This is a genomic window from Halorubrum ejinorense (assembly GCF_039522565.1).
In the GTDB taxonomy this organism is placed as follows: Archaea; Halobacteriota; Halobacteria; order Halobacteriales; family Haloferacaceae; genus Halorubrum; species Halorubrum ejinorense.
In genome coordinates this window covers 126124-137269 of record NZ_BAAADQ010000005.1, presented here as the reverse complement: position 1 = coordinate 137269, position 11146 = coordinate 126124, and the positions used below count along the sequence as shown (strand labels likewise).

General features: G+C 65.1%; 11 protein-coding genes. 2 read left to right on the top strand and 9 right to left on the bottom strand.

Annotated elements, in window-relative coordinates:
- The first annotated feature begins 739 nt into the window (after nt 1-739).
- Nucleotides 740-1300: a TATA-box-binding protein gene (locus tag ABDZ89_RS07370; RefSeq protein ID WP_343777898.1), complete on the top strand. Its 561-nt coding sequence runs from the start codon at nt 740-742 to the stop codon at nt 1298-1300.
- Between the two features lie 87 nt (nt 1301-1387).
- On the opposite strand, the gene ABDZ89_RS07365 is transcribed toward ABDZ89_RS07370, so the two are convergent.
- The 5 genes from ABDZ89_RS07365 to ABDZ89_RS07345 form a co-directional block, all read right to left on the bottom strand.
- Nucleotides 1388-2593, bottom strand: coding sequence for a Cdc6/Cdc18 family protein (locus ABDZ89_RS07365; protein ID WP_343777897.1), 1206 nt, complete (start codon nt 2591-2593; stop codon nt 1388-1390).
- 691 nt (nt 2594-3284) lie between these two features.
- Nucleotides 3285-4097: a DUF7839 domain-containing protein gene (locus ABDZ89_RS07360; RefSeq protein ID WP_343777896.1), complete on the bottom strand. Its 813-nt coding sequence runs from the start codon at nt 4095-4097 to the stop codon at nt 3285-3287.
- Nucleotides 4098-4308: 211 nt separating this feature from the next.
- Nucleotides 4309-6561: an NADP-dependent malic enzyme gene (locus ABDZ89_RS07355; protein WP_343777895.1), complete on the bottom strand. Its 2253-nt coding sequence runs from the start codon at nt 6559-6561 to the stop codon at nt 4309-4311.
- Between the two features lie 276 nt (nt 6562-6837).
- Entirely contained in the window at nt 6838-8010 is a 1173-nt protein-coding gene (locus ABDZ89_RS07350) for a DUF7544 domain-containing protein (protein WP_343777894.1), read from the bottom strand.
- Nucleotides 8007-8300 (bottom strand): hypothetical protein, encoded by a 294-nt coding sequence (locus ABDZ89_RS07345; protein WP_343777892.1) that lies wholly within the window; start codon nt 8298-8300, stop codon nt 8007-8009. Before ABDZ89_RS07345 ends, ABDZ89_RS07350 begins: the two co-directional genes overlap by 4 nt.
- Between ABDZ89_RS07345 and ABDZ89_RS07340 the strand changes: the two genes are divergently transcribed.
- Nucleotides 8299-9177 (top strand): DUF7117 family protein, encoded by an 879-nt coding sequence (locus tag ABDZ89_RS07340; protein WP_343777890.1) that lies wholly within the window; start codon nt 8299-8301, stop codon nt 9175-9177. The two genes, ABDZ89_RS07345 and ABDZ89_RS07340, sit on opposite strands and share 2 nt — an antisense overlap.
- Nucleotides 9178-9216: 39 nt before the next feature.
- Here the strand turns inward: ABDZ89_RS07340 and ABDZ89_RS07335 are convergent, their stop codons facing one another.
- From ABDZ89_RS07335 to ABDZ89_RS07320, 4 genes are all read right to left on the bottom strand, one after another.
- Nucleotides 9217-9942 carry a fumarylacetoacetate hydrolase family protein gene (locus ABDZ89_RS07335; RefSeq protein WP_343777889.1) on the bottom strand — a complete coding sequence of 242 codons (726 nt, stop codon included), beginning with the start codon at nt 9940-9942 and terminating at the stop codon, nt 9217-9219.
- A gap of 86 nt (nt 9943-10028) precedes the next feature.
- A complete protein-coding gene (locus ABDZ89_RS07330; protein WP_343777888.1) occupies nt 10029-10472 on the bottom strand; it encodes a DUF8048 family protein in 444 nt (147 codons plus the stop codon).
- Nucleotides 10472-10795 carry a MoaD-like domain-containing protein gene (locus ABDZ89_RS07325; RefSeq protein WP_343777886.1) on the bottom strand — a complete coding sequence of 108 codons (324 nt, stop codon included), beginning with the start codon at nt 10793-10795 and terminating at the stop codon, nt 10472-10474. The genes ABDZ89_RS07330 and ABDZ89_RS07325 overlap by 1 nt, the downstream gene beginning before the upstream one ends.
- Complete coding sequence (locus tag ABDZ89_RS07320; RefSeq protein WP_343777884.1) at nt 10792-11073, bottom strand: ubiquitin-like small modifier protein 1; 282 nt, start codon at nt 11071-11073, stop codon at nt 10792-10794. Before ABDZ89_RS07320 ends, ABDZ89_RS07325 begins: the two co-directional genes overlap by 4 nt.
- Nucleotides 11074-11146 lie beyond the last annotated feature (73 nt).

Here is an 11146-nt window from a genome sequence, read left to right as displayed (position 1 = left end):
TAGCATGGCTAAATCGGATCCCAATAGCAATGGCCTCCGGCAGGATCAACCGGAATGAATATCCTTCGGGCCTGATTCCCGGCCCGAAGGGGGTGTTGGCGGGTGTCAACTTCGTTTGAGACGAAGGTTGACACACCATTGTATTGGTCTGTGTGGTGTCCGGGTCCAGCCAACGGCTTGGATGGCACCGAACGACCACGGCTCACATCAGATCGCCGCTTACGCCGGAGCGCAGGGGGCGCGATCCTCATTCGGGTGAGTTGGACAAACCAACTCTGCGAAACCGGGCCGAGTTGAACGGCCCGAGTCCGCGGTGCGTTCTTCGCATATCATCCGAACGGGCTTATACACTTAAGCACGTCGGAACGCTTTGACCGGCCGCGTCTGCGGCCGGTCGGTGCCTCCTTGTGGGAGGCCCCTCGCATTTCTTCGAATGCCCGGGTTGTATTTAACCTCGTCGAACTATCTGCGCCACGTCACGCGGTTTCATGCGAGATTCCGTAACGTGGAAGCCCGTCGAAAGGGCACGATCCGACGGCAAGTTCGGCAACAGACTGCGACTCACTTCCGAGCTGATATCGGAGAAACCATACGTATTTTGTCACAATTAGATGGCCGGAACTGTACGTGTCGCCTGTGCGTGCGATCAAACCAAATCGACCGAACTGTATCTCAGAAGACCTCCGTCGTTTATACCACGGGCGTTTATAAGGGAGGGGATCACATATAAAAGCGAACGATGACGAACCCTGCAGACTCGATCGAGATTCAGAACGTCGTTGCATCGACGGGTATCGGTCAGGAGCTGGATTTGGAGGCGCTCGCGGAGGACCTCCCGGGCGCGGATTTCAACCCCGATAACTTCCCCGGACTCGTGTACCGGACCCAAGAGCCGAAAGCCGCCGCACTCATCTTCCGTTCGGGGAAGATCGTCTGTACGGGCGCGAAGAGCATCGACGACGTCCACGACGCACTCGGCATCATCTTCGAGAAGCTCCGGGGGCTCCAGATCCCCGTAGAAGAGGACCCGGAGATTACCGTTCAAAACATCGTGTCGAGCGCGGACCTGGGGCACAACCTCAACCTCAACGCGCTCGCGATCGGCCTCGGCCTCGAAGACGTGGAGTACGAACCGGAGCAGTTCCCCGGGCTCGTCTACCGGATGGACGAACCGGAGGTTGTCATTCTCCTCTTCGGCAGCGGAAAGATCGTCATCACGGGCGGCAAACGCACCGACGACGCCGAAGAGGCAGTCGAGGAAATCGTCGAACGGATCGAAGGGCTCGGCCTGCTCGGCTGACGCTGTCGTATCGATCGGTCTGTTCGGTAGGCTCGCCTCGGGGAGCACCTGACAGTCGATCTCTCCGAATTGTCGAACGCGGTTCGATTACGTTGCCGTGTCGTCCTCGGTGAGGACCTCTTTCACGACGCTCGGGTCCTCGAGGAGTTGATGTTGCGTGTAACTCCCCTCAGCGCTGCCGCCGCTATGTTTCGACTGCTCGATGATGTCGAGAAAGGCGTGTTCCTTGAGGAGATCGCGGACGCGTCGCAGCGAGAGGCTGTCCGAGCCTTCCTGCCGACAGATGTTCTCGTATATCTCGTACACGCGGCTCGTCCGAAAGCCGTCCTGACGGCCGTTCGTCAGTGACAACAGCGCGAGCGCCTGGAGAACGTACCGCGAGTGCGGCGTGGAGCCGCGGATGAGCTCTCGGAACCGGTCGGTCTCGGCCCGCTCGCGCGCCTGGGTGACGAACTCCTCGCGGACGGTGGGCTCTCCGTTCGCCTGTGCGATCTCTCCGGCGTACCGGAGGATATCGATGGCCTTCCGGGCGTCGCCGTGTTCGCGCGCGGCGAGTGCGGCCGCGCGGGGGATCGTTGACGCCTCGAGAACATCGTCGTGGAACGCGTCCGCGCGCGCTTGCATAATCTCGCGCAACTGGTTCGCGTCGTACGGCGGGAAGACGAACTCGCGTTCACAGAGGCTCGATTTGACCCGTTCGTCCATTCGGTCTTTGTACTGGATCTTGTTGCTGATGCCGAAGACGCCCAGTTTACAGTCTGTGATCTTCCCGGCCTCGCCGGCGCGCGACAGCTGCATCAATATCGCGTCGTCGTCGAGCTTGTCGATCTCGTCGAGGAGGATCAAGACGACATCGTATCGCTGGTCGAGGATCCGCCAGAGACGTTTGTAGTACGTCGACGTCGAGAGCCCTTTGTCGGGGACGTTGATGCCGGTCTGTTCGGGGTCGTTGACTCCCTCGGCGATCGTCTGGACCGCCTGTGTTTCGGTGGTGTCCTGAGCGCAGTCGACGTACGCGAACGTCGCCGTGACGCCCTCCTCGCCGGCGGTCGAGACGAGTCGTTTCGAGACGTACTTCGCACATAGAGATTTTCCGGTGCCAGTCTTGCCGTAGATAAGGACGTTACTCGGGCTCTGCCCGAAGATAGCCGGGTTGACCGCCGTGGCCAAGTCGGCAATCTCGTCGTCTCGGCCGACGATTCGACCCTCGCCCGGCAAGTGGCTGATCTCGAGGAGCTCCTTGTTCGCGAAGATGGGGTCCTCCCTCGTGAAGAGGTCGTCCGCTGCGTCCATGAGGGAGACACCGTGTTTCCGGTGAAATACGTTCTGTTTCGAAGTCGCTCGCAGTCCGGGTTCGATCGGGGGAAGTGGGTTAGAGAGACACACCGTGTTTCCGGTGAAATAGGGTAGAAGGGGGCGGTCGGTCTGGGTGATCAGGAGGGGAGGCGGATACCAGAAACAGAAACCGGGACAACGTGAGTCGTGTGGGCGGTCAACGCGAAAGTCGAGAACGCGGATCTACGGAGTGTAGACGTGGATCCACGGAGCACAGACATCAATTTCACCGGAAACGCGGTGTTCGATAGCGCAGACGAGACAGACATGAAGCGGCTCATCGAACAGACAGCTCACTGAATAGCGGGAGTTGCCGAACGGGAGTTGTGGCAGCAAGGAAGACGAAGAAAGATTTAGCGGGGGGAGACCACGTTTCCGGTGAAACTCTTCCTATCGTCCTACAGGCGATAGCCTATTTCGCTTAATGGGAAATACCCAACAATGAGTAATAAAGATATGGGATCAAGTAACGCTGTGAACCGCCTGCCTATCGCCAGCCGACCACTACCCCGCCGACACACCCACCCCCACAACACCCGATTTCACCGGAAACACGGTGTGTCTCTGACCTCCGCCGTTGAGTTTGAAGTGACGTACCGACGAGAAGCGCACGTCGAACCGTCAAGGCCGCCGACTGTCATCGCTCAACCTAGCGTTCGAACGAGTCGCGGACCTCATAGCGGACGCCGTCCTCCCGGAGCCGCGTCGTGTGCCGGGAGAGTTCGTCGGTAGACACGAGTAACAACACGTCTAAGCCGCGAAGGGCGGCCTGTGAGACGCCCGCTGCCGACCCGAACCGCACGTCCGGACGAACGTCGGCGCGAGTCGCGAGCGCGTACGCTTCCGTGCCGCCGACCGCGACTAGCTCTGCGCCGGCGGCGTGCTCCCTGATCGTGTCATGTGGCGGCGGATCGCCCTCGGTGACCGCCGGGACGGGTACGACCGTCACCACCCCCGGGTTGTACTCGACGACACCCTCGAAGTCGGTGACACCGACCGCTTCCCCTGCCTCACCGCCGGTAACGACGACAGCGGTCGCTGAACCGCCCCCGGGGACGGCGTGGAGGGTCCCGTCCCGCATCTCGAGTCCGACCTCGTCCCCCTCCGCGACCGTACCGACCGCCACCGCGGCGTCGACATCGACACTCCCAAGAACGTCGTCGGAGACCCGAGAGACGAACTCCGAGAGCGCGTCGGTCCGTGTGATGATCCAGTCGACGCCCTCTTTCGTCACCTCGTACCGACCGCGCCCTCGTTTCTCGACGAACCCCCCGTCGATCAGGTCCCGGACGTAGTCGCTCACCGCCTGCGAGGTCACGCCGATGACGTCCGCGATCTCCTCTTGGCTCACCGCCGGCTGGCGTGCGGCAATTTCGACGAGAACTCGGTATCGGGTCGCGTCACGCCTGTTGTCGAGTACTCGCGGTGCGGTCGCCTCCGACGGGTCCTCGCTCGATCCCATATCAAACTGGTTGGAGTTGGACACAAGTAAATTTGTGGTGAGTTATGCGAGGAGAAGGCGACCGACGATCCTCGGGAGCCGTCGTGAGCAGCAGTCCGAGAAAGGAGTCCTCCGACCACACCATCTACATGCTGCGCGACTGCTTCCCTGCGTGCTGCGCGACTACTCCCCCGCGTGCTGCGCGACTACTCCATTGCGTGTCGGTCGAATGCTACTCCTGTGCGTCCACGACGGCGACACTGGCGAGGTTGACGATGTCTTTCACTTCGTCGCCGCGCTGGAGCACGTGGACCGGCTGGTCCATCCCGACGAGCATCGGTCCGATGGCCTCGGCACCGCCGAGCCGTTGAAGCAGCTTGTACCCGATGTTTCCGGCTTCGAGGTTCGGGAACACGAGGACGTTAGCCGCCTCGTCGAGTTCGGAGAACTCGTAGGTCCCGTTGAGAATGTCGTCCACGACCGCGGTGTCCGCCTGCATCTCGCCGTCGACCGGGAAGTCGACGCCGTCGTCGGTCTGGAGGATGTCGACCGCTTCGCGCGGCTTCCGTGTCCCCTCGTTATCGACGCTGCCGAAGTTCGAGTACGAGAGCATCGCCGCGCGCGGTTCGACGTTGAATCGCCGCGCGAGGTCGGCCGTGTGACGCGTGATCTCCGCTAAAGTCTCCGCGTTCGGGTCCTGATTGACGGTCGTGTCGGCACAGAAGATGACCCGGTTTTTGAACGTGAGCATGTACACCCCGGCGACGGTGTCGGTGTCGTCCGCGGACCCGACGATCTGGAGCGGCGGCCGGAGCGCGGACGGGTAGTGGTGCGTGAGCCCGGTGAGCATCGCGTCGACGTCGCCCGTCTCCACCATGACGCTCCCGAGGTAGTTGGTGTCGCGTCTGACCAGGTCGTTCGCCTCTCGCTTCGTGATCCCCTTTCGCTTGCGGAGCTCGTACAGCCGCTCGCCGTACCCCGAGACGTCTCGGTTGTCGGGGTCGACGACTTCGGGCCGGAACGAGAGTCCGAGTTCGGCTGCGGTTTGGGAGATGGTGTCGGCGTCACCGAGCAGTACGGGCTCGGCGATCCCTTGCTCGGCGAGCTGATACGCCGCGCGGATCATCTTCTCGTCGGTCCCCTCCGCAAGCGCGATCCGCTTCGGATCGCTCTTGGCTTTGTTCAGCACGACCCGCATCATCTCGCGGGACTTGCCCAGCCGCGCTTCGAGCCGCTCTCGGTACTGGTCCAGATCGATCTCCGTACGAGCCGACCCGGACTCCATCGCCGCCTCCGCGACGCGCGGCGCGACCTCGAACAGCACTCGCGGATCGAGGGGCTTCGGAATGACGTAGTCCGGTCCGAACTGGAGCGGGTCGTCGCCGTACGCCTTCACGACTGCGTCCGGAACGTCCTTGCGCGCGAGGTCGGCGAGCGCCTCGGCCGCGGCCGCCTTCATCTCCTCGTTGATCTCCGTCGCGCGCACGTCGAGCGCTCCGCGGAACAGGAACGGGAACCCGAGAACGTTGTTCACCATGTTCGGGTAGTCCGACCGGCCCGTCGCCATGATGACGGTGTCGTCCCGAGCGTTTTTGGCGTCCTCGTAGGTGATCTCCGGGTCGGGGTTCGCCATCGCGAAGATGATCGGGTCGGCAGCCATCGATCGAACCATCTCCTGGGAGACGATCCCGCCGACAGAGAGGCCGACGAACACGTCGGCACCCTCCATCGCGTCCGCGAGATCGCCTTCCTCGGCCGGCGTGGCAAACTGACTCTTATACTCGTTGACGTCGCCCGCCGCGACGCGCTCCTCGGTGATGATTCCGGAGGAGTCACACATGGTGATGTTCTCCTTGCGCGCGCCGAGCGAGACGTAGAACCGGGCCGTGGCGATGGCCGACGCGCCGGCCCCGGAGAAGACGATGTTCAGTTCCGAGAGGTCCTTATCGGAGATATCGACCGCGTTCATCAGCGCCGCGCCCGAGATGATCGCGGTGCCGTGTTGGTCGTCGTGGAACACCGGCACGTCCATCTCCTCGCGGAGGCGTTCCTCGATCTTGAAACACTCGGGCGCCTTGATGTCCTCGAGGTTCACGCCGCCGAACGTCGGTTCCATCGCCTTCACCGCCTCGCAGAAGGGATCGACGGAGTCGATGTCGAGCTCGATGTCGAACACGTCGATGTCGGCGAACCGCTTGAACAGTACACCCTTCCCCTCCATGACGGGCTTCGAGGCGGCGGCGCCGATGTTTCCGAGGCCGAGCACCGCCGACCCGTTCGAGACGACGGCGACGAGGTTCCCTTTCGCCGTGTACTCGAAGATGTCCCCGGGGTTGTCGGCGATATCGAGGCATGGCGCCGCGACTCCGGGCGAGTACGCCAGCGAGAGATCTCGCTGCGTGTTCGTGGGCTTCGTCGTCTCGATCGCGATCTTTCCGGGCGGCTCCTGTCGGTGATATTCCCGCGCGTCGTCATCCAGTCCCATGTCTCTCTCAATTCGTGAACGGAGTAAAAAGGTATCCGATGGTGTCGAACATATTATTCGACGTTCGACGATACCCTAGCCGCGCCGCGAATCCCTCCAAGTCGCGACGAGCGAGGGCGACTACTTGCCGGCGGTTCCCGACGCTGATGATTTTTCTCGCCGACGATTCCCGGCGCTGATGGTTTCCCTCGCCGACCGGTTTCATCGCCATGAATTTCTCTCACCGACCACGTCATCTGCCGGTCGATCTCATCCCATCCATCCTACCTTCACTCATTACATCTCGTCGGCCTCACCCGGCGTCGACGCTTCCGGCACCGAACACGAGTCTCCCCCGGCGAGTGCGGGCTTGACCCCGACGAGCGCGGGCTCTACCCCGGTGAGAACGGAGACCTCGTACGCGATCAGGTACGTCCGCGTCACCATCCGAACGGGAAGCGTCAGGACCACGGCTCCGACGGTCACACACGCCAGAGCGACCGCGAGAGCGATCACACCCGCGGTCGTCCCGACCAGCGCGCCGAGACCGCCGAGTGGAACCGCGACCACCACGAGCGCGACGAGCGAGAACGCGCCGACGAGCAGGCCAGCGAAGGCGACCGCGGTCGCCTGAACGATCCGGACGCCCGCCGCGACGACGACGTGGACGGCGACGTACGGGACGAGTTCGGCCCGCGATCCGCGGAACGCCGCCCAGACGTGACGCCACGCGGCGAGGACGCCGAGGTCGCGAGTGACCATCACCGGCGCGGCGAATTCGAACGCGAACCGCACGACTGCGGCGCCGAGCAGCGCTGCTCCGACGCCCACCGACGCGCCAAGAACGGTGGCGACCGACGAGAGCCCGGAGAAGTCGCCGATAGAAAGGCCGATGGCGCGCAGTACCTCGGGAGACGCGGCGGCAGCGACGGCGACCACGGGCGTCGCGGCCGCGACAGAGGCGACCGTCGCGAACGCGAACAGCCCCAGTCCCTGCCGAAACCGAGCGTGGAACGGCCGTCGGATCGCCACGTCCGTCGTCGCGAGCGCGTCGTAAAACACGAGCCGAAACGCGGCCGAACACGCGGCCAAGAGGGCCCAGGCGACTCCGACACCGATGAGGAGGGCGACCAGCACCGGGTCGTCGAGGCCGAGAAGTCCCGCGACGAGCGTTTCGATCGAACGTGTGACCGATTCGCGTTCGACCCCTGTCGCGAACCGGGCTCCGGAAGCCCCGAACTCAGGGACCTCGAATCCGGCGCTCTCGAACTCGGCGCTCTCGAATCCGGCAGCTCCGAACCCCGAAACCCCCAACGTCGAGGCGAGTGCGCGAGAGACCCCCGCACTCCCTCCGGCCATCACGAGGGCGAGGAACGCGAGCTTCGCCCACCGAACCGCCTCAAACGGAAAGAGCAACCGCCGAGTCACGTCGACGGCGCTGTCAAGCGCGTCGACGGCGTGCCAGCTCATACCGATCGTTCGTCGAGGGGGATGAATAAGCCGGCGCACCGCTCGGCTTCCGGATCGCTCCGACCGGATCGCCGCCGGCAATCATCGTCGTCAACCTCACCGTCGTCAACCCCACCGTCGTCAACCCCACCGTCGTCAACCTCACCATCATCAACCTCACCATCATCAACCCCACCGTCGTCAACCTCACCGTCGTCAACCTCACCGTCGTCAACCTCACCGTCGTTGACCCCGAGCGACCTCGCCGGACCCGCAGCCGTTTTGCCGCGACGCGACGAATCGACCGCCATGAAGGTCCGCGGCGAACGCGAGTGTCAGTCCTGCGAGACCCGGTGGTCGTACTACAAAACGGGGTCGGTCGCGTGTCCGAGCTGTGGCGACCTACGCAGCGTCGGCGTCGACGACCGCACCGTCCACACGGACGCGGCCGTCACGCTGGACCTCTCCGGCCACCGCGACCGCGTCGGCGACGCCCGGGGGACGCTCCCCGATTCCGGGGTCGACGACCTCCAGTCGGACCTCCGGGAGTACTGCCGGAAGCGCGGGTTCGTCGACGGCGGACGACTGGCGCCGCTCGACGGGACCTACCTCGCGGCCCGCGAACTGCTGGAGGCGGTCGACTGCTTCGAACGGCTTCGGGACCCGACCGACGTCGACCGCGAGTATCTCCTCGCGCTGCTCGCCGGCGCCGAGGCCGGCGATCGACCCGCGACGGCGGACGTCCCGGAGGCCCTCCGGGAGGCCCGAGGGATGGCGGCCGTGCGCGCCGTCGAGGCGTACCGCACCGACGCGCTCGACTTCCTCGACGAACTCGAATCGTCGGCCGACCGAGCCGATACCTCCGGCGAGGCCAGTCACAAGACCAGCCGCGAGGCCGAAGAGAGCGCTGGCGACGACGGGGACGCGGCTCCGACGGTCACCGCCGAAGGATCGGACCCCGAAGCGAGAGTCGGACCCGCCCGCGACGCCCTCGAGGGGCTCCGCGACCGCGTCACACGCGTCGACGCGCTCGGGGGCGACGTGCCACCGACCGCCGCGGACGCCCTCGTCGAGGCCGCGGACGCGATCGGAACGTACGTACGGACCGGCGACGAGGCGGCGCTCGCGACCGCCGAAGATCTGATCGCGGACGCGACCGTCGACGACTTCGACTCTCCGAGCGAGTGATCCGACCGGAAAGCTGTCCCGACCGGCCCCGACGGCGGGTCACTCCGCGCCGGGGGCGACCACCGAATTCGAGAGCGTGCCCACGCCCTCGTAGGTGATCGCGACCTCCTCGCCGGGCTCGACGAGCCCCGGATTCGCGGGGCTCCCGAAGGCGACGCAGTCGCCGGGCTCGAACGTGAATCGCTCCGAGAGGTACGAGATGATCTCGTACGGGTCGAACAGCATCAACTCGGTGGTCGCGTCCTGCCGCGTCTCGCCGCCGACGGTCGTCTCGATGTCGAGGCCCGTCGGGTCGACGTCGGTCTCGATCCACGGCCCGAGCGGCGCCGACCCGTCGAACGCCTTCCGCGCGGTCCGGCCCTGCTGGTCGAGCGCGTCGACGTCGTTCATGATCGTGTAGCCGCGAACCGCGTCCGGAACCTCCGCGGGCGAGAGGTCGCGACACCGCTCGTCGATCACGGCGACCAACTCTCCGGCGTAGGTCAGTTCATCGGTCCACTCGGGGTACCGGATCGGCTCACCGTGCGCGAGCAGGCTCGCGGGAGGTTTGATGAAGAAATCGGGTTCCTCCGGCCGCTCGTAGTCCATCTGATCGAGCGTCTCGGCGTAGTTCCGGCCGACGCAGTACAGCGCAGTCGGGTCACACGGCGGCAGCAGCCGTCCGTCGCGACCGACCTCGTAGCGGCCCTCGTCGGCGATGACCGCGCCGTCGACGTAGCGACCGGCGACGGGACCGTCGGGCGTGAGGAGTCGAGCGAGTCGCATACTGACACGTGCGCGGTACGCAGTGAAAAGTCGTCGGTGAGCCAAACATATTCTCGACCGGCGACGCCGACGGTCAATGACTGGGGCTAGCTGTCGATGTCGTCGCCGTCGCCCTCGTCGACTCCGATCACGACGCCAGAGCGGATCTCCAAGGCCGTCTCGAACTCCTCCCGCCGATCGCTTCCGGACCCGATCCGCTCCACTTCGGCCTCGTGAGCGCGGACGACGGCGTCGCGCTCGCGCTTTGAGAGTCCGATCCGGTCCGCGACCCCGTCCCAGTGATCGGGTTCGACGAGGAACGCTTCCCTGTTCGCCTCGGCCGCGATCCGCTCGTACCGGCGACGGTACTCGTCGATCCGCGAGCCGAGGTCGGTCTGGACGCGGGCGAGCAGCGTCGGGACGCGGCCCGCGGGCACGCTCGCGAGCGCGGCCGTCTTCACCAGCGCGGTGCCCTCGATCGGATACGAGCCGTCGTCGTGTGTCGCGTTCGCGTCGCCGTCCCCGTCCTCACTGGCGCCGTCGTCGGACATCAGCCGCCGGCACGCATTGCCTTCTGTCGGTACTTCGGGAGGAGTTCCGCCAGTGCGTCGGGGTCGCCCGCGAACTCCGCGGTCACCTCGGTAAGCGTAATCGACGCCGCGGCGGTCACCTTCTCAGCGGACAGCGCGACTCGCCACCCGTCGCCGTCGACGCGCGTCGCTTCCGCAGGGTCGTCGGTCCCGACCAGTTCGCCGCCGAGATTCCGGAGGTAGTGGGCCGCGAGTCGCCGCGAAATACCGCGGTACGCCACCGTGTCGCGCACCCACCCCTCCTCGGCCGGCGGGAGACCGGACGCGTTCGCCTCGCCGCTCATGTGCCCCCCGCGACCGGCGGGAACACGGAGAGCCGATCGCCGTCTTCTATCGGGGTGTCGAGTCCGTCGAGGTGGAGCACCTCGCGGCCGTTCTTCAGCACGTTGATCTGCGGGGCGAGGTCGCCGTCGACGATCAGTCGCCCCTCCATCCCTTCGTAGGTGGCCTCGAGTTCGCGCAGGATGTCACCGACCGTCGACTCGTCCGCGAACTCCGCGTTGACGGTCTTCCCGCCAGCGGCCTCACGAAAGGTCGCGAAAAACCGCAGTTCCAGTTCCATAGTGGTACCTCGTGTCGCGGCGGCTTAAAAGCGGCCGGCCGCGGAAACGACGGCAGCCGTCTCCACGGAAACG